Below are 18,992 nucleotides of genomic sequence, written 5' to 3'. Positions count from 1 at the left end.
AGGGCCGCATGACCGTACGGCGAGTAATGGGTATCGAGACGGAGTACGGGATCTCCGTCCCCGGCCACCCGAACGCCAATGCCATGCTCACCTCGTCCCAGATCGTCAACGCCTACGCGGCGGCGATGCACCGGGCCCGCCGGGCCCGCTGGGACTTCGAGGAGGAGAACCCGCTCCGGGACGCGCGAGGCTTCGACCTCGCCCGCGAGGCCGCCGACAACAGCCAGCTCACCGACGAGGACATCGGCCTCGCCAACGTGATCCTCACCAACGGAGCACGGCTCTACGTCGACCACGCCCACCCCGAGTACAGCGCTCCCGAGGTCACCAATCCCCGGGACGCCGTGCTGTGGGACAAGGCCGGCGAACGGATCATGGCCGAGGCCGCCGAGCGGGCCGCCCAGCTACCCGGTGCCCAGCCCATCCACCTCTACAAGAACAACACCGACAACAAGGGCGCCTCCTACGGCACACACGAAAACTACCTGATGAAGCGGGAGACCGCCTTCTCGGACATCGTGCGCCACCTGACCCCCTTCTTCGTCTCCCGCCAGGTCTTCACCGGCGCCGGCCGCGTCGGCATCGGCCAGGACGGACACGAACACGGCTTCCAGCTCAGTCAGCGCTCCGACTACTTCGAGGTCGAGGTGGGCCTGGAGACGACGCTGAAACGGCCCATCATCAACACCCGCGACGAACCGCACGCCGACGCCGAGAAATGGCGCCGCCTGCACGTGATCATCGGCGACGCCAACCTGTCCGAGATCTCGACCTACCTCAAGCTCGGGACGACGGCCCTGGTCCTGTCCATGATCGAGGACGGCTTCATCGCCGTCGACCTCGCCGTGGACCAGCCGGTGCGCACCCTCCACCAGGTCTCGCACGACCCGACACTCAAACAACTGGTCACGCTGCGCAGCGGCCGCACCCTGACCGCCGTACAGCTCCAGATGGAGTACTACGAGCTGGCCCGCAAATACGTCGAGGAACGGTACGGCGCGGACGCCGACGACCAGACCAGGGACGTCCTGGGCCGCTGGGAGGACACCCTCAACCGGCTCGAGAACGACCCCATGAGCCTGGCCGGCGAGCTGGACTGGGTCGCCAAGCGAGAGCTCATGGAAGGCTACCGCCGCCGGGACAACCTCGACTGGGACGCCGCCCGGCTGCACCTCGTCGACCTCCAGTACGCCGACGTACGGCCCGACAAGGGCCTGTACAACCGTCTGGTGGACCGCGGCCGCATCCAGCGGCTGCTGGACGAGAACGAGGTCGAGCGCGCCCGTACGAAGCCGCCCGAGGACACTCGTGCCTACTTCCGCGGACGCTGCCTGGAGCAGTACGCGGACGACGTCGCGGCGGCCTCCTGGGACTCGGTGATCTTCGATCTGCCGGGCCGGGACTCGCTCCAGCGGGTCCCAACCCTGGAACCGCTTCGCGGAACGCGTAATCACGTCAAGGAGCTTCTGGACCGCTGCCGCACCGCGGAAGACCTGGTCAGGGTCCTGTCCGGCGGGTGAGCGGGCCGAGCGGGTACCGGGGAGGAAACGGCCGGACAGGGTGGAAAATCCCGGGTCCGGGAATCATGGAGATGGCCCCCGTACGTTGAGGAGAGTGCGGGGCCGATGTCGGACCCGGCTTGTAGGGTCTGATCTTGACCGAGCAACTGTGTCGGGCGAACCGAGCGGGGTGAGGGTTATGGCGACCAAGGACACCGGCGGCGGACAGCAGAAGGCCACACGGTCCACCGAGGAGGTCGAGGAGCAGGCGCAGGACGCGCAGGCATCGGAGGACCTCAAGGAACGCCAGGAAAAGCTGAACGACGACGTGGACTCCGTCCTGGACGAAATCGACGATGTGCTCGAGGAGAACGCAGAGGATTTCGTTCGCTCATTTGTTCAAAAGGGTGGCGAGTAGCCTTCGAAATGAAGGTTGCAGCGGGGGGTTCGCTTGTTGATCGAAGGAGCTGGTAGGCGTTGCTCGCGGTGTAAGGACCACAAGCCGCGGGCAGCGTTTGCACGAAACAAGGCGATGCGTGACGGGCTGCAGGCCTACTGTCGAGAGTGCGCTGCGACCTATCACCAAGAACGCCAGGTGGCCAAGGGGCGCAACGTCCGCCCGCGAGTGGAGGTACCCGAGGGGCACAAGCTCTGCCGGACGTGCGGGGAGATCAAACCACACAGTGAGTGGACCCGGAATCGCACAGCTTCTGATGGTCTGGCGACGCTCTGCAAGTCCTGCAAGGCGGCGCAGGGCCGAGCAGGCCACCTGAAGCGCCAGTACGGCATCACCGAAGCAGAACGTGATGCCCTGATCGCAAGTCAAGGCGGCGTCTGCTGCATATGTCTTGCCGCTCCCGCCGCACATGTGGATCACTGCCACGAGACGGGTAGGGTCCGTGGCGTACTGTGCTTCAGCTGCAACGCTGCGCTGGGGCAGTTCAAGGACCGGCCCGATGCCATAAGGCGGGCTGCCGCTTACGTGGAGGGAAACGCGTGGAAGCCAACACTCGTAGCACCGGGCGTCTACCGGCTGCCTTCCTGACGCCCGGGTCCTCTTCCTTCATGGACTTCATCGGTGTGCACCAGCCGGAGATGCTCCCGGGCAACCGGCAGTTGCCGCCGGTGCAGGGCGCCGTCGAGGCACCGCACGGCACCACGATCGTGGCGGTCACGTTCCCCGGTGGTGTCGTTCTCGCCGGTGACCGCAGGGCGACCATGGGCAACATGATCGCGCAGCGGGACATCGAGAAGGTCTTCCCGGCCGACGAGTACTCGGCGGTGGGCATCGCCGGTACGGCGGGTCTGGCCGTGGAGATGGTGAAGCTGTTCCAGCTCGAGCTGGAGCACTTCGAGAAGGTCGAGGGTGCGCAGCTTTCCCTGGAGGGCAAGGCGAACCGCCTGTCGACCATGATCCGGTCCAATCTCGGCATGGCGATGCAGGGTCTGGCCGTGGTGCCGCTGTTCGCGGGATACGACGTGGACCGGGGCAGGGGCCGCATCTTCTCGTACGACGTGACGGGCGGTCGGTCGGAGGAGCAGAGCCACGCGACCACGGGGTCGGGGTCGATCTTCGCCCGTGGCGCGATGAAGAAGCTCTTCCGGGAGGACCTGACCGAGGAGCAGGCCACGACGCTCGTGGTGCAGGCGCTGTACGACGCGGCAGACGACGACTCGGCGACCGGTGGTCCCGATGTCGCCCGCCGGATCTACCCGATCATCACTGTGATCACCGAGGACGGCTTCCGTCGGCTCGGCGACGACGAGTCCGCGGAGCTGGCCCGCGCGGTGCTGGAGCGGCGGCTCGAGCAGCCCGACGGTCCCAGGGCGGCGCTGCTGTAGCGGGGGGCCGGCCTTCGTGTTGTCAGGTGGTCCAGTGACTTCGACAGAAAGGGACGGATAACCGGTGTCGACGCCGTTCTATGTATCTCCTCAGCAGGCGATGGCGGACCGGGCGGAGTACGCCCGTAAAGGCATCGCGCGTGGTCGCAGCCTGGTCGTGCTGCAGTTTGCCGATGGCATCGTGTTCGTCGGCGAGAATCCGTCCCGTGCGCTGCACAAGTTCAGCGAGATCTATGACCGGATCGGCTTCGCGGCCGCCGGCAAGTACAACGAGTACGAGAACCTGCGGATCGGTGGTGTGCGCTATGCCGATCTGCGCGGTTACACGTACGACCGTGACGATGTGACGGCTCGCGGGCTGGCGAACGTGTATGCCCAGACGCTGGGCACCATCTTCTCCAGTCAGGCCGAGAAGCCGTACGAGGTGGAGCTGGTCGTCGCCGAGGTGGGCGACAGTACGGACGGCGACCAGATCTACCGGCTGCCGCACGACGGCTCGATCGTGGACGAGCACGGCTCGGTCGCGGTGGGGGGCAACGCGGAGCAGATCAGCGGGTATCTGGACCAGCGGCACCGGGACGGCATGACGCTGGCCGAGGCGCTGAAGCTGGCGGTGCAGGCGCTGTCCCGGGACACGAACGGCAGTGAGCGGGAGATTCCGGCGGAGCGGCTGGAGGTCGCGGTGCTGGACCGTACGCGTCCGCAGAAGCGGAAGTTCAAGCGGATCGTGGGTGGTCAACTGTCGCGGCTCCTGGACGCGGGTGCGGGTGCCGGTGTCACCGAGACGTCCGAGGCGGACGAGGCGGACGTCGACGAGCCGGGCGTCGAAGGGGACGAGGAGTAGGAGCGGGGGTCTGCCGTCGCTGGACCCGCGTGTCTTCGCACAGGTCATCGCGGCGGCGCTGTGGACCCCCGTACCACCAGGCCGACCGGCAGGTCCCCCTTCTCGGGGGGCCGTCCGTCCAGTACGGCCAGCAGGGCCCGCATGCCGCGTTCGCCGAAGGCCTCCGCGTCGAGGCGGACCGTGGTCAGCTCGGGGTCGATGGCCGTGGCGAGGCCGAGGTCGTCCAGGCCGGTGACGGACAGGTCGTCGGGGACGCGGAGTCCGGCTCGCCGGACGGCCTTGTAGGCGCCGGCGGCCAGTTTGTCGTCGTCGCAGACCAGTGCCGTGGGGGGCCGGGGCCCGGATGCGGCGAGGGCGGCCTCGGTGGCCGTGCGGGCGCCCTCGATCGAGATGGGGGCGCGGATCGTGCGGAGGTCGGTGCCGGGGACGTCGGCGAGCCGGGTCGCCAGTTCGCGGGCGCGTACCTCGAAGGTCCAGGACGGGATGTCCGCCGCGAGGTGGAGGAAGCTGCGGTGGCCCAGGGACAGCAGGTGTTCGGTGACCTGGCGGATGCCGTCGGCGATGTCCAGGTTGACCGTGGCGGCGCCCAGGCTGCCGTCCGGGTCGCTGTCCAGCATGACCAGGGGGAGTTGGTCGCCCCGGATGGCAGTGAGCGCGTCGGCGGCCATGGAGGAGGCGATGACGCCGTCCAGGGCGGCCTGCGCGGAGGCGAAGGGGTCCCTGGCCGGGCCCACGCCCTCGGGTGAGGGGTAGAGGACCACGCCGAATCCGTGCTCGGCGGCGACCCGTGCGGCGCCCGTGTACACCTCGGCGAAGAACTCAGTGGTCAGTGCGGGGACGACCAGCAGGACGGTTCGGGTGCGGCCGAGGCGGAGATTGCGCGCGGCGAGGTTGGGGCGGTAGCCCAGTTCGAGTGCGGCCTCGCGGACGCGTTGGGCCGTGGGTTCCGAGACGCGGCCGCGCCATTTGTCGCCGAGCACCAGGGAGACCGCGGCCTGGGAGACGCCGGCGGCCTGGGCGACGTCCCGGCTGGTGGGGCGGGTGCTGCCTTGTGCCACCGTTCGCCTGCGCTTTCGTCTGGACTCGTGAACAGGCGACATGGTACGTATGGCACACGTAGTTATACGTACAACGTCGTGGGTTGTTCCAGAGAACCAGAGAAGGGGGTGCGTTGTGGTCGCCGGGTATCTGGACATTCTCCGGGCGCGGCATGCCGTACGGCTGCTCGCCGGGACGCTCGTCGGACGGCTGCCCAACGCCACCGCGGCGATCGCGATCGTGTTGTTCGTGCGGGCCGAGGGCGGCTCGTACAGTCTCGCGGGTGCGCTGGCCGCCGTGTACGGCGTCGCCAACGCCGTGGGGCAGCCCGTGCTGGGGCGGCTCGTGGACCTGCACGGTCAGCCGCGGGTGCAGTTGCCGGCCGCCGTGCTGTCGGCGCTGGCCATGGCGGGGTTCGCGTTCGCCGGTACCGGGACGGCCGTGCTCGCGTATGGGGCGGTCGGGGCCGCGGGGCTGTTCACGCCGCCGCTGGAGGGCGGTCTGCGGGCGCTGTGGCCGAGTGTGCTCGGCAAGGAGGACCAGGTGCACACGGCGTACGCGATGGACGCCGTGGCGCAGGAGGTCATGTTCACCGTGGGGCCGCTGCTCGTGACGGTGTGCGTGTCGCTGTGGTCGCCGGTGGCCGCGCTGCTCGTGCTGAACGCGGTGGGGGTGCTGGGTGCGCTGTCCGTGGTCGTGTCGCCGCCCTCGCGCGCGTGGCGGTCGGCGCCGCGCGAGGCGCACTGGCTCGGGGCGCTGCGTTCGGGCGGGCTGCTGGCGCTGTTGGGGGCCTTCCTGTTCGTCGGGATGGCGCTCGGGTCCATCACGGTCGCCTCCGTGCCGTATGCCGACGAACACGGTGGTGACGCCGTCTACGGGTGGCTGATGGCCGCGCTGGGTCTTGGCGCGCTGGTCGGGGGAGCCCTTTACGGGGCGCGGCGGTGGGGTGGTGAGCCGGCGCGGCGACTGCGGGTGCTGGTGGCCCTGCTGGCGGTCTGTTACCTGCCGCTGACGCTGATGCCGGGCGTGGTGGCCATGGTGCTGCTCACCGTCCTCGCGGGTGTCTTCCTGGCGCCCTGTATCGCCTGTGCGTTCGTCCTCGTCGATGTGCACGCGCCGCGCGGCACCGTGACGGAGGCGTTCTCGTGGCTGGTGACGACGTTCACCGTGGGCGCCTCGGTGGGTACGGGCCTCGCGGGGCCCGTCGTGGAGCACGGCGGGGCCCTGTGGGGCTTCGCCCTGCCCGGGGCGGCGGGGTGCGTGTCTCTGCTCGTACTGGCGTGCACCGGGCGGGTCCTCGCAGCTCCCGCCGGGGGAGCGGTGGTTGCGGCTTCATCGGAAAATGATCCAAACCGTGCCGTCGAACCCCGTTTCAGTTCGGGTCATCAGGCGTAATGTTCAGTCATGGACCGCCGCATTTTCGGGCTGGAGAACGAGTACGGCGTCACGTGCACGTTCAGGGGACAGCGCCGCCTGTCGCCTGACGAGGTGGCGCGGTACCTCTTCCGCCGTGTCGTGTCATGGGGCCGCAGCAGCAATGTCTTTCTGCGCAACGGGGCCCGCCTCTATCTCGACGTGGGATCACATCCGGAATACGCGACACCCGAGTGTGACAATGTGACTGAACTCGTCACCCACGACAAGGCGGGCGAGCGCATTCTCGAAGGACTCCTGGTGGACGCCGAACGACGCCTGCACGAGGAGGGAATCGCGGGCGACGTCTACCTCTTCAAGAACAACACCGACTCCGCCGGCAACTCCTACGGCTGTCACGAGAATTACCTCGTGGCCCGGCACGGGGAGTTCTCGCGGCTCGCGGACATCCTCATTCCGTTCCTGGTGACCAGGCAGTTGCTCTGCGGCGCCGGAAAGGTGCTGCAGACGCCGCGCGGTGCCGTGTACTGCGTCAGCCAGCGGGCCGAGCACATCTGGGAGGGCGTCTCCTCGGCGACCACCCGCTCCCGGCCCATCATCAACACGCGCGACGAGCCGCACGCCGACGCCGAGCGCTACCGGCGCCTGCACGTCATCGTGGGCGACTCGAACATGTCCGAGACGACCATGCTGCTCAAGGTCGGCGCCACCGACCTGGTGCTGCGCATGATCGAGGCGGGCACGGTGATGCGCGACCTCACCCTGGAGAACCCGATCCGGGCGATCCGCGAGGTGAGCCACGACATCACCGGGCGCCGCAAGGTGCGCCTGGCCAGCGGCCGGGAGGCGTCCGCGCTGGAGGTGCAGCGGGAGTACTACGAGAAGGCCGTGGACTTCGTCGACCGCCGCGGCATCCGCACCGGCACCGTCGAGCGCGTGCTGGAGCTGTGGGGCCGCACCCTGGACGCCATCGAGGCCGAGGACCTCGACCGCATCGACACCGAGATCGACTGGGTCATGAAGTACAAGCTCATCGAGCGGTACCGGGCCAAGCACAACATGACCATGTCGCATCCGCGGGTCGCGCAGATAGACCTCGCCTACCACGACATCCACCGCCGTCGTGGCCTGTACTACCTGCTGGAGAAGAAGGGCCAGGCCGCCCGGGTCGCCAACGACCTGAAGATCTTCGAGGGCAAGTCCGTGCCGCCGCAGACCACTCGGGCCCGGCTGCGCGGCGACTTCATCCGGCGGGCCCAGGAGCAGCGCCGGGACTTCACCGTCGACTGGGTCCATCTCAAGCTCAACGACCAGGCGCAGCGCACCGTGTTGTGCAAGGACCCGTTCCGTTCGGTGGACGACCGGGTGGAGAAGCTGATCGCCGGAATGTGACCCGAGCGGAATGTGACCCGAGCGGTATGAGACCGGACGGGTGAGACACGCGTCACCGCACGAGAGGGCGGAACGCCACACACCCGAGCGGGATGAGACCGGACGGGTGAGACACGCGTCACCGCACGAGAGGGCGGAACGCCACACGGGCACCGTACGTTAGCCGTACGGTGCCCTTCTCACGCCGTAGAGTTGCGCGCACGCCAGCAAGCAGACCCAGATCGATACGAGGCCCCCACCGTGCGCCGACGCTCACTCCTCATCGCCGTCCCCGCGGGACTGGTCACGCTCGCCGCATGCGGTGACGACGACGACTCCGGCTCATCGAGCAACGCGAGTGACAGCGCGTCACCCGAGGCGTCGGCCACCTCGGCGCCGCCGCCGCCGAAGATCGTCGACGGTCCGCTGCCGGCGATCACCGCGGGGACGAAGTTCGACGAGAAGCCGACCGTCGCCAAGGGCAGCGGCGAGCCCTCCAAGGACCTCGCGGTCAAGACGGTCGTCGCCGGCGGCGGCAGGGCCGTCGCGGAGAACGACTACGTGTCGGCGAACTACCTCGGCCAGGTGTGGCAGAGCGCGAAGGTCTTCGACAACTCCTACGACCGCAAGACGCCTCTCGTCATCCAGCTCGCCCAGGGCAGCATCATCGACGGCTGGCGGTACGCGCTCGCCGGCAAGAAGACGGGCAGCCGCGTCCAGTTCTCCGTGCCGCCGACCTGGGGGTACGGGGAGCAGGGCAATGAGCAGGCGGGCATCAAGGGCTCCGACACGCTGGTGTTCGTGGTCGACGTGCAGGACACCTTCAACGCCACGAGCTCGGCCAAGGGCAAGGAAGTCCCCCAGGACGACGCCGCCCTGCCGAAGGTCGGCACCAACACCGACGGCAAGGCGCCCTCCATCGAGGTGCCGAAGGCCGACGCGCCGAAGAAGCTCGCGGCGGAGTACGTCCTGGAGGGCGACGGCGCCGAGGTTGGTGCCCAGGACAGCGTGCTCGTGCAGTACAAGGGCGTGTTGTGGGACGGCGGCAAGGAGTTCGACTCCACGTACGGCAGGAAGGAACTGACCTCGTTCTCGCTCCAGCAGGTCGTCAAGGGCTGGGCGCAGGGCCTGACGGGCAAGAAGGTCGGCAGCCGGGTCCTCATCGTCATTCCGCCGGACCTGGGCTACGGCGACAGCCCGCCGGAGGGCAGCGGCATCGAGAAGGACTCCACACTCGTCTTCTCCGTCGACATCCTCGCGAAGATGTGACGGCTCGAAGATGTAAGACTTGGGCCGTTGCCTTTCCGTAGACAAGCAGGAGCTGAACACGTGAGCATCGACAAGCCCGAGGTCGACTTCCCGGGCGGCGAGCCCCCGGCGGACCTCGAGATCAAGGACATCTGGGAGGGCGACGGCCCGGTTGCCGAGGCCGGTCAGACCGTGACCGTCCACTACGTGGGCGTGGCCTTCAGCACGGGCGAGGAGTTCGACGCGAGCTGGAACCGCGGGGCGCCGTTCCGCTTCCCGCTCGGCGGCGGCCGCGTCATCGCGGGCTGGGACCGGGGCGTGCAGGGCATGAAGGTCGGCGGCCGGCGTCAGCTAACCGTCCCCGCCCACCTCGCCTACGGTGACCAGAGCCCGACGCCGGCGATCAAGCCCGGCGAGACGCTGATCTTCGTGGTCGATCTGCTCGGAGTCTGATCGAGGTCCGAGCGGACGTTGATCCGAGCGGACGTTGATCCGATCGGACAGTGATCCGAACGGACAGTGATCAGAGCCGGTCATCCGGGGTCCATGCCTGTGCGGGCATGGGCCCTCGGCTTTTGCCGCGCCACCCCGGGGCGGTACGGTCATCCGTCGTAAGCACCATAGGGAGAAGGGCGTCGATGGCCATTGCCAAGGCCGAGCGGCTGATGAACCTGGCGCTGTGTCTGCTCGGGACGCGGCGGCCACTCAGCAAGCGCGAGCTGCGCGAGTCCCTGGAGGCCTACCTCGAGGCGGGCTCCGACGACTCCTTCAACCGCATGTTCGAGCGCGACAAGGACGACCTCAGGGAACTCGGGCTGGTCATCGAGACCGTCGAGAGTCTCGACGGCGAGGTCGGCTACCTGGCCCGCCGCGACAGCAACCGGCTGCCGCCCATCACCCTGGACGCCGAGGAGGCCGCCGCGCTCGGGCTCGCCGCGAAGGTGTGGCAGCAGGCCCGCCTCGCCGGTGCCGCGAGCGGCGCGCTGCAGAAGCTGCGCGCGGCCGGGCTGCCCGAGGACGTCGACCCGTACGAGGCGCACAGCGCGCTGGAGCCCCGCATCCCGGTGCACGAGGCCGCCTTCGAGCCGCTGATGCTGGCCTGCCGCGACCGCCGGCCGGTCGTCTTCGACTACCGCAAGGCCAACGCGGCCCAGCCCGAGCCCCGGCACGTGGAGCCGTGGGCGCTGGAGTGCTGGCGCGGCCACTGGTACCTGGCCGGGTTCGACCGCGACCGCGGTGCCGAGCGGGTGTTCCGGCTGTCGCGGATCACCGGCAGGGTGCGCTCGCGGGGCGCGCGGTTCACCGCCCCCGTGCCCGACGTCGTCACCGTCCGCGAGACGGTCGCGAGCTGGGCGGGGGAGACCGCCGACCGCTCCGCGCTGATCCGGCTGCGCACGGGCTCGGGGTACCCCCTGCGGGCGAAGGCCACGGGGGCCCGGGAACTCGGCGACGGCTGGGACGAGTTGGAGATTCCGTACGGGCACGGCCTGGACGCGTGGCTGGTGGAGTTCGGCCCTGACGTGGTGGTGCTGGAGCCCGCGGAGTTGCGTGCGGACGTGGTGGACCGGCTGCGTGCCGTGGCCAAGGGCTGAGGGGGAGCGGACAACACAGTGGCAGGCAAACCGGTCAGGGCAGTGAACGCCATCGACCAGACCCGACGGATGCTGTCCCTGGTGACGTATCTGCGCGAGCGTCCCGGGGCCAAGGTCGAGGACGTCGCGCGCGCCTTCGGCATCACCGAGGACGAGCTGGTCTCCGACCTCGACGTGCTGCCGATGTGCGGCACCAGCTTCCGCGGCGGCGATCTGCTCGACATCGACACCGACGGCGAGCGCATCTGGTGGCACAACCCTGCCGCTCTCGGCGCGGACGCCGCCGAGCCGCTGCGACTGGCCGCCGACGAGGCCACGGCGCTGCTCGTCGCCGCCCGGGCCGTGGCGACCCTGCCAGGACTGCGCGAGAGCGACCGGCAGGCGCTGCTGCGGGCGACCGCCAAGGTGGAGACCTCGGCCGGCGAGGCCGCGGGCGCCAGTTCGCGTCTGTCCGTCACCTTCGAGTCCGAGGGCGGCGTCTTCGCCGACGTCGACCGGGCCATCTCGGAGCGCCGCCGGCTGTGGATCCGCTACTACTCGCCGGCCCGCGACGAGGTCACCGAGCGCGAGATCGACCCCATCCGGCTCGTCAGCGTCGGGCACACCTACGTGGAGGCCTGGTGCCGCCGCTCCGAGGCGCGGCGCACCTTCCGGCTCGACCGGGTCGCCGAGATCCGCATCCTGGACGAGCCCTCCGCGCCGCCCGAGGTGGAGCTGCGGGACCTGTCGGAAGGGCTGGTGCAGCCCGCCGCCGAGGACCCCGAGGTCGTCGTGGAGGTCGGGCCCGGCGGGCGCTGGGTGGCCGAGTACTACCCGCACGACAGCGCGGATGAACTTCCCGACGGGGGCCTGCGTATCACTCTGCGCACCCCCGACCCGGCCTCCCTGCGGCGGCTGGCGCTGCGGCTCGGGCGCGACGGCCGGATCGTCTCCCCGTCCGCGCTCGCCGACAGCGCCCGGCTGGCCGCCCGCGAGGCGCTCTCGGCGTACGACGGGATCGAGGCGGCCGGGGCGCACGTCGGGACCGAGACGGTCGAGGGGCGGCACGACAGGCAGGAGCGAGGACTGTGAGCGAGCCCCTGGGGCCGGGGACAGGGCCAGGGACCGGACCAGCGGGGACAGGACCAGCAGGGACAGGACCGGGGACAGGACCGGGGGCAGGCGGGCCGGGTATGACGGCGGCGTCCGCGTTCGCCGGTATGAGACGCGTGTCGCCGGTCGTGTTCAAGGCGGGCTGCCCGGACTGCCGCGGTCGCTTCGAGCTCGCCGCGAGCGCCCTGCGCCTGGCCATCGGCGCCACGAGCCGCACCACCTTCTACTCGTTCACCTGCCCCGAGTGCGGGTCGGCCGTCCGCAAGCCGGCGGGGGAGCGGGTCGTGGAGCTGCTCACCGGCGGCGGGGTCAGGACCCTGCGGCTGCACTCCACGGTCTAGGGTCGACGTCATGTTCTGGCCGATGTTCGCCGTTGCCGTGGGTTTCCTGGGTCTTGCCGTTCTCGCGGTGCTCGCCGTGAAGGTGTTCGTGGAGGCGCAGCGCCTGGGCCGGCAGGTGACGGACTCCGCCCACCGCATCAGCCGGGCCGCGGACGACCTCGAGCGCGCGACGGAGAGCGCGGCCCGTTCCGTGGACGCGCTGTGAAACGTCTGAACCCCGCCGCGGGACCTCGGCGGTGACCCTCCGGACCCTGTGAGTTACGTTTTGGGACTCTTCGCCCTGTCACCTCACCGGTCCCGGACGGTACGCTGCTGATCGCGGCCAGGAACACGAGGCCCGGTCGCGGACGGGAGTACGCACAGGGATTGCCTCACGTTTACCCCTGAGCGTTACGATCGCTGCACAAGCGATCGATCAGACGTCTGTCCGGCCGGTCGGACAGCACCCCCACCCAGCCGCCTCGGTGAGAAGGTAAAGACTTATGTTCGGAAGGCTCGGCGCCCCCGAGATCATTCTCATCCTCGTCGTCATCATCCTGCTGTTCGGCGCGAAGAAGCTTCCGGACATGGCGCGGTCGCTCGGCAAGTCGGCGCGCATCCTCAAGAGCGAGGCCAAGGCCATGAAGGGCGAGAACAAGTCCGACGACTCCGCCCCGGCCGACCCGCCGAACCCCGAGCAGTCCGCGGCGCAGCGCACCATCCAGGCCTCTCCCGGCGACGTGACCAGCTCCCGGCCGGTCACCGAGCCGACGGACACGACCAAGCGCTGACGCAGGGCCGGTGACCTCCGGCCCGCCGCACGAGATGGGAACGTGGGTTGCTGAAGTCTGCCCGCACCAAGGAGAAGGACCCCGAGGGGCGGATGCCGCTCGCGGAGCACCTTCGTGAGCTCCGCAACCGGCTCGCGAAGGCGCTGCTGGCCATCGTCGTCGTCACCGTGGCCGCCGCCTTCTTCTATCAGGAGATCATCAACGTCCTCACGGAGCCGGTCCTCGAGTCGATCGGCTGTGAGAAGTCGTTCGAGGAGCTGGCCCAGTCGACGGCCGGCTCGGAGCCGTGCGCGCAGATCACCATCAACGGTCTGCTCGGCCCCTTCACCCTGGCGCTGAAGGTGTCCCTGACGGCCGGCATCGTGCTGGCCTCCCCGGTCTGGCTCTACCAGTTGTGGGCGTTCGTCGCCCCGGGGCTGCACCGGAGCGAGAAGAAGTACGCCTACGCGTTCGTCGCCACCGGCGCCCCGCTGTTCCTCGTCGGCGCCTACTTCGCCTACGCGGTGCTGCCCACCTCCGCCGAGGTGCTGATCGAGTTCACGCCGGACGACGTCGACAACCTGCTGCCGCTGGACGAGCTGCTCGACCTCGTCACCCGCATGGTGATCGTCTTCGGTCTCTCCTTCGAGCTGCCCCTGCTGCTGGTCATGCTCAACCTCACCGGAGTGCTGACCGGCAAGCGGATGCTCGGCTGGTGGCGCGCCATGATCATGGGCATCACGCTGTTCGCGGCCATCGCCACGCCCAGCACGGACCCCCTGACCATGGTCATGCTGGCCGGTCCGATCTGGGTCCTGTACTTCGCCGCGGTCACCATCTCCCTGCTGAACGACCGCCGGAGAGCCCGCCGCGATGCCCTGGAGCCCGACGACGACGAGGCGTCCGAGTTGGACCTCTCCCCCGAGGACATCGGCGAGGTCGAGGCCGTGACCACCGCCCGCGCCCTGCCCGAACAGGCCACGAAGGACCGCGTCAACGGCTACGACGACGTGACCTGACCTGACCTGACCTGACCTGACCGGGACCGGGGCGGTGACGCCGGACGCCGCCGCCCCCACGGAACCCCCCACCGAACCCCCACACAGCCGATCCCGATAATGATCGTCCTGTTGTCAGTGCGGCCCGGTACGCTCGAAAGCACGATGACAGAGGATCTCTCACCGGCCGAGCGGTACGCGGCAGCCCGCCGCCGCGCTGCCGAGCAGGCCACCGCGCTCGCCTCCTTCCGCGAGATGTACGACTTCGGCCTCGACCCCTTCCAGATCGAGGCCTGTCAGGCGCTCGAGGCGGGCAAGGGCGTCCTGGTGGCCGCACCCACCGGTTCCGGCAAGACGATCGTCGGCGAGTTCGCCGTCCACCTCGCCCTCCAGCAGGGCAGGAAGTGCTTCTACACGACGCCCATCAAGGCCCTGTCGAACCAGAAGTACGCCGACCTGTGCCGACGCTACGGCACGGACAAGGTGGGCCTGCTCACCGGCGACAACAGCGTGAACTCCGAAGCCCCGGTGGTCGTGATGACCACCGAGGTCCTGCGGAACATGCTGTACGCGGGCTCGCAGACCCTCCTGGGCCTCGGACACGTGGTCATGGACGAGGTGCACTACCTCTCCGACCGGTTCCGCGGCGCCGTGTGGGAGGAGGTGATCATCCACCTCCCCGAGTCCGTGACCCTGGTGTCACTGTCGGCGACCGTGTCGAACGCGGAGGAGTTCGGTGACTGGCTCGACACCGTGCGCGGCGACACCCAGGTGATCGTCTCCGAGCACCGGCCCGTGCCGCTGTTCCAGCACGTGCTCGCCGGGCGCCGGATGTACGACCTGTTCGAGGAGGGCGAGGGCCACAAGAAGGCCGTCAACCCCGACCTCACCCGCATGGCGCGGATGGAGGCGAGCCGCCCGTCCTACCAGGACCGCAGGCGTGGCCGGGCCATGAAGGAGGCCGACCGGGAGCGCGAGCGCAGACAGCGCTCCCGTGTCTGGACGCCGAGCCGCCCCGAGGTCATCGAGCGGCTCGACTCCGAGGGGCTGCTGCCCGCGATCACCTTCATCTTCAGCCGTGCCGCCTGCGAGGCCGCCGTCCAGCAGTGCCTGTACGCCGGTCTCAGGCTCAACGACGAGGACGCCCGGGAGCGGGTGCGCGCGCTCGTGGAGGAGCGCACCGCCTCCATCCCGACCGAGGACCTGCACGTCCTGGGCTACTACGAGTGGCTGGAGGGCCTGGAGCGCGGCATCGCCGCCCATCACGCGGGCATGCTGCCGACGTTCAAGGAGGTCGTCGAGGAGCTGTTCGTCCGCGGACTGGTGAAGGCCGTCTTCGCGACCGAGACCCTCGCCCTCGGCATCAACATGCCCGCCCGCTCGGTCGTCCTTGAGAAGCTCGTCAAGTGGAACGGCGAGCAGCACGCCGACATCACCCCCGGCGAGTTCACCCAGCTCACCGGCCGGGCCGGCCGCCGCGGCATCGACGTCGAGGGCCACGCCGTGGTGCTGTGGCAGCGCGCCATGAACCCCGATCACCTCGCCGGACTGGCAGGCACCCGCACGTACCCGCTGCGCTCCAGCTTCAAGCCGTCGTACAACATGGCGGTCAACCTGGTCGACCAGTTCGGCCGGCACCGCTCGCGGGAGCTGCTGGAGACGTCCTTCGCGCAGTTCCAGGCGGACAAGTCGGTCGTCGGGATCTCCCGGCAGGTGCAGCGCAACGAAGAGGGCCTGGAGGGCTACAAGGCCTCCATGACCTGCCACCTCGGCGACTTCGACGCGTACGCCCGGCTGCGCCGCGAGCTGAAGGACCGCGAGACCGAGCTGGCCCGGCAGGGCGCCAACCAGCGGCGTGCCGAGGCCGCCGTGGCGCTGGAGAAGCTGAAGCCGGGCGACGTCATCCACGTGCCGACGGGCAAGTACGCGGGACTCGCCCTGGTCCTCGACCCGGGCCTGCCCGCCGGGCGGTCCAACGGCCACCGCGGCTTCGAGCACCACGACGGGCCCCGCCCGCTGGTGCTGACCGCCGAACGCCAGGTCAAGCGGCTGGCGTCGATTGACTTCCCGGTGCCGGTCGAGGCGCTGGACCGGATGCGGATCCCGAAGTCCTTCAACCCGCGCTCGCCGCAGTCCCGGCGGGACCTCGCCTCCGCGCTGCGCACCAAGGCCGGGCACGTCCCGCCCGAGCGGGCCCGCAAGAAGCGGTCCCAGGCGGCCGACGACCGGGAGATCGCCCGGCTGCGCAAGGAGATCCGCGCCCACCCCTGCCACGGCTGCGACGAGCGCGAGGACCACGCCCGCTGGGCCGAGCGCCACCACCGGCTGCTGCGCGACACCTCGCAGCTCGAGCGCCGGATCGAGGGCCGGACGAACACCATCGCCCGTACCTTCGACCGGATCGTCGCGCTGCTGACGGAGCTGGACTACCTGCGCGGCGACGAGGTCACCGAGCACGGCAAGCGCCTCGCCCGGCTCTACGGCGAGCTGGACCTGCTCGCCAGCGAGTGCCTGCGCGAGGGTGTCTGGGAGGGCCTGTCCCCGGCCGAGCTGGCCGCCTGTGTCTCGGCGCTGGTCTTCGAGTCCCGGGTGGCCGACGACGCGATGGCGCCGAAGGTGCCCTCCGGCCAGGCCAAGGCCGCCCTCGGGGAGACGGTCCGCATCTGGGGCCGCCTGGACGCCCTGGAGGAGGACTTCGGGATCAGCCAGACCGAGGGCGTCGGCCAGCGCGAGCCCGACCTCGGCTTCGCCTGGGCGGCGTACATGTGGGCGTCCGGCAAGGGCCTCGACGAGGTGCTGCGCGAGGTGGAGATGCCGGCCGGCGACTTCGTGCGCTGGTGCAAGCAGGTCATCGACGTCCTCGGCCAGATCTCGGCCGCCGCGCCCGGCGCGGGCTCCACCGTCCCCAAGAACGCGCGCAAGGCGGTCGACGAGCTGCTGCGCGGAGTGGTCGCCTACTCGTCCGTGGGCTGACCGGGACCGCACGCACAGAGGCCCGGCGGGACATCCCGCCGGGCCTCTGTGCGTCCCGGTCACCTTCGGTACCTCACGCCCTCACGCCCTCACTCCTTCATTCCCTCATCACGGTGAGTGATCTTCGTATGCTCGTACGTCGTTACTCCATGTGTTCGAATGACTCCCCGGCGTGCAAATGAGCCCGACCCTACTCCAGTCCCCATGCCCGTTTCAGGTGCTTGCCGAATATGACACAGCGATGATCCGCCCGGACTAAGCTCGCCCGCAGCGCACCGAGTTGAGGTGTAATCGCGCGCTTGTTCCCAATGCGCCGAAGATCCCGACAACTCCCAGACATACCCCGCCGCAAGCTCCCCCATCCCAGCCGATTCGTTTTCAGAGGGCCTACATGGTGAGTGTTGATTCCCCTCCAGGTCGCCGTGAACTTCCCTACGCGCGAACGCTGTTGCTGCCGGCCATACTGATGGCCGCGGCCACCGGGGCCGCCGTCGCGCTGGTGACGGAACCGGCCCGGCTCGCCGTCGGCCTGTGCGGTGCCGTCGCCACGCTCCTGGTGATCACCGCGGCCGCCGAAGCGGTACGCCGCGGACGCACGCTGCGGGCCCTGCGCGCCGAGCACGCCCGTCACAGCGCGTATCTGGAACACCGGGCCGCGAGCCACCACGAGGAGATGGTCCACCTCGGCTCCGAAGTCATCCCGGACGTCCTGCGCTTCATGCGCCGGGGCGTCACGCCCCGTGAGGTGATGAACCGCCTCGGCGAGGTGGACCCCTCCTACCCCGAACTCGGCGAGCCCCAGCACCGGCTGATCCACATGGTCTGCGAGATCGTCGACCACGAGGACTCCATGCGTGAGTCCGCCGAGCGCTCCTTCGTCGACATCGCCCGCCGCGTCCAGGCGATCGTCCACCAGCAGAACAAGGAACTCCGCGAGATGGAGGAGGACCACGGGCGCAACCCCGAGGTCTTCGACGACCTCCTGCGCATCGACCACGGCACCTCGCTGATCGGCCGCCTCGCCGACTCCATCTCCGTGATCGGCGGCGGCCGGCCCGGACGCCAGTGGCCCGAGCCGGTAGCCCTCTACAGCGTGCTGCGCGGCGCCATGTCCCGGATCCTGGAGTACCGCCGGATCAACCTGGCCTCCATCGCCAAGGTCAACATCAAGGGCACCGCGGTCGAGCCGGTCATCCACGCCGCGGCCGAACTCCTCGACAACGCCACCCGCTACTCGCCGCCCGCGGCCAAGGTGCACGTCACCGCGACCGAGGTGCAGAGCGGTGTGTGCATCGAGATCGAGGACGCGGGCGTCAGCCTCAGCGAGGAGTCCCGCGGCCGCATCGAGGGTCTCCTCGAGCAGGCCAAGCGCGGCACCGACGTGCAGGACCTCGCCCACCACCCGCGCCTGGGCCTGTCCGTCGTCGGCCGGCTGTGCACGCAGTTCGGCATGGACGTCTCGCTGCGCGCCTCCGCGTACGGCGGCGTCCGCGCCATCCTCATCGTGCCCAGCAACATGATGACCGACGAGCCCGGCGTCGGCCTCGCCCACGGCATCGGCGCCACCTCGATCCCCACCCCGGGCCCGGACGCCCTGCCCGGACCGGAGCGCAAGCCCAAGAAGCGCCGTCCCACCAGCCCTCGCATCCCCGCCACGGTCTCCCTGGAGGACGACGTCCCCGAGGTGACCGAGTGGACGGCGGGCGGCCTCCCGCAGCGCCGCAGCCGGGTCAAGATGCCGCTCAGCCAGCGCCTCGCCGAGCAGGCGGTCTGGGAGCGGGAGGACGCCGAACGCCAGGCCCGCCAGGCCGCCGAGCGCGCCCGCAACGGCATCCCGGAGCCCGCCGGGCCGGAGCCCGAGCAGGAGAAGGACCAGGGGCTCCCGCCGGGGCACTTCATCGGCGCCTTCTGGGAGGGCCTCAAGCAGCACCCGGGCAGCACCCAGGCCCACCAGCAGTCCAGCAGCAACGAGCCGGCCCACGCCCCGGCAGACGACGAGGGGAACCTCAAGTGATCGAGCAGCAAGGCAAG

18 protein-coding genes are annotated in these 18,992 nt (G+C 69.8%); 17 read left to right on the top strand and 1 reads right to left on the bottom strand.

Going from position 1 to position 18,992, the window contains the following annotated elements; translation table 11 throughout:
- Positions 1-8 precede the first annotated feature (8 nt).
- The 5 genes from dop (at position 9) to prcA (ending at position 4,185) form a co-directional block, all read left to right on the top strand.
- A complete protein-coding gene (gene dop / locus KUM40_RS37350) occupies positions 9-1,520 on the top strand; it encodes a depupylase/deamidase Dop (RefSeq protein ID WP_374227460.1) in 1,512 nt (503 codons plus the stop codon).
- 178 nt (positions 1,521-1,698) lie between these two features.
- Positions 1,699-1,917: a ubiquitin-like protein Pup gene (locus KUM40_RS37345; protein WP_043374843.1), complete on the top strand. Its 219-nt coding sequence runs from the start codon at positions 1,699-1,701 to the stop codon at positions 1,915-1,917.
- A 33-nt stretch (positions 1,918-1,950) separates the two neighbouring features.
- The gene (locus tag KUM40_RS37340) at positions 1,951-2,544 is read left to right on the top strand and encodes an endonuclease VII domain-containing protein (protein WP_374227459.1); all 594 of its coding nucleotides are present in this window, start codon (positions 1,951-1,953) and stop codon (positions 2,542-2,544) included.
- Entirely contained in the window at positions 2,496-3,341 is an 846-nt protein-coding gene (prcB, locus tag KUM40_RS37335) for a proteasome subunit beta (protein WP_217170760.1), read from the top strand. Before KUM40_RS37340 ends, prcB begins: the two co-directional genes overlap by 49 nt.
- 64 nt (positions 3,342-3,405) lie before the next feature.
- Entirely contained in the window at positions 3,406-4,185 is a 780-nt protein-coding gene (gene prcA / locus KUM40_RS37330; protein WP_217170759.1) for a proteasome subunit alpha, read from the top strand.
- A 44-nt stretch (positions 4,186-4,229) separates the two neighbouring features.
- On the opposite strand, the gene KUM40_RS37325 is transcribed toward prcA, so the two are convergent.
- Entirely contained in the window at positions 4,230-5,243 is a 1,014-nt protein-coding gene (locus KUM40_RS37325; protein ID WP_217170758.1) for a LacI family DNA-binding transcriptional regulator, read from the bottom strand.
- Between the two features lie 115 nt (positions 5,244-5,358).
- On the opposite strand from KUM40_RS37325, the gene KUM40_RS37320 reads away from it, so the two are divergent.
- The 12 genes from KUM40_RS37320 to KUM40_RS37265 all read left to right on the top strand — a co-directional run bounded on the left by KUM40_RS37320 (position 5,359) and on the right by KUM40_RS37265 (position 18,975).
- Entirely contained in the window at positions 5,359-6,618 is a 1,260-nt protein-coding gene (locus KUM40_RS37320; RefSeq protein WP_217170757.1) for an MFS transporter, read from the top strand.
- 9 nt (positions 6,619-6,627) lie between these two features.
- Complete coding sequence (gene pafA, locus KUM40_RS37315; protein ID WP_217170756.1) at positions 6,628-7,989, top strand: Pup--protein ligase; 1,362 nt, start codon at positions 6,628-6,630, stop codon at positions 7,987-7,989.
- A gap of 240 nt (positions 7,990-8,229) precedes the next feature.
- Positions 8,230-9,237 carry an FKBP-type peptidyl-prolyl cis-trans isomerase gene (locus KUM40_RS37310; RefSeq protein WP_217170755.1) on the top strand — a complete coding sequence of 336 codons (1,008 nt, stop codon included), beginning with the start codon at positions 8,230-8,232 and terminating at the stop codon, positions 9,235-9,237.
- Between the two features lie 60 nt (positions 9,238-9,297).
- Positions 9,298-9,669: an FKBP-type peptidyl-prolyl cis-trans isomerase gene (locus KUM40_RS37305; RefSeq protein WP_217170754.1), complete on the top strand. Its 372-nt coding sequence runs from the start codon at positions 9,298-9,300 to the stop codon at positions 9,667-9,669.
- Positions 9,670-9,854: 185 nt separating this feature from the next.
- Positions 9,855-10,808: a YafY family protein gene (locus KUM40_RS37300; RefSeq protein ID WP_217170753.1), complete on the top strand. Its 954-nt coding sequence runs from the start codon at positions 9,855-9,857 to the stop codon at positions 10,806-10,808.
- A gap of 18 nt (positions 10,809-10,826) precedes the next feature.
- Positions 10,827-11,879, top strand: a complete 1,053-nt coding sequence (locus KUM40_RS37295) for a YafY family protein (RefSeq protein WP_217170752.1) — start codon at positions 10,827-10,829, stop codon at positions 11,877-11,879.
- A gap of 101 nt (positions 11,880-11,980) precedes the next feature.
- Positions 11,981-12,241 (top strand): hypothetical protein, encoded by a 261-nt coding sequence (locus KUM40_RS37290; RefSeq protein WP_053142264.1) that lies wholly within the window; start codon positions 11,981-11,983, stop codon positions 12,239-12,241.
- A 10-nt stretch (positions 12,242-12,251) separates the two neighbouring features.
- Positions 12,252-12,446 (top strand): hypothetical protein, encoded by a 195-nt coding sequence (locus KUM40_RS37285; protein WP_217170751.1) that lies wholly within the window; start codon positions 12,252-12,254, stop codon positions 12,444-12,446.
- Between the two features lie 277 nt (positions 12,447-12,723).
- The gene (gene tatA / locus KUM40_RS37280; protein ID WP_217170750.1) at positions 12,724-13,011 is read left to right on the top strand and encodes a Sec-independent protein translocase subunit TatA; all 288 of its coding nucleotides are present in this window, start codon (positions 12,724-12,726) and stop codon (positions 13,009-13,011) included.
- A 47-nt stretch (positions 13,012-13,058) separates the two neighbouring features.
- Complete coding sequence (gene tatC, locus KUM40_RS37275) at positions 13,059-14,009, top strand: twin-arginine translocase subunit TatC (RefSeq protein ID WP_217170749.1); 951 nt, start codon at positions 13,059-13,061, stop codon at positions 14,007-14,009.
- Between the two features lie 99 nt (positions 14,010-14,108).
- Positions 14,109-16,961 (top strand): RNA helicase, encoded by a 2,853-nt coding sequence (locus KUM40_RS37270; RefSeq protein ID WP_217170748.1) that lies wholly within the window; start codon positions 14,109-14,111, stop codon positions 16,959-16,961.
- Positions 16,962-17,352: 391 nt separating this feature from the next.
- A complete protein-coding gene (locus KUM40_RS37265) occupies positions 17,353-18,975 on the top strand; it encodes a sensor histidine kinase KdpD (protein WP_217170747.1) in 1,623 nt (540 codons plus the stop codon).
- The last annotated feature ends 17 nt before the right edge of the window (positions 18,976-18,992 follow it).

Origin of the sequence: Streptomyces sp. AC512_CC834 (genome assembly GCF_019049325.1) — a bacterium.
GTDB lineage: Bacteria > Actinomycetota > Actinomycetes > Streptomycetales > Streptomycetaceae > Streptomyces.
This window is presented reverse-complemented; position numbering and strand designations above follow the sequence as displayed.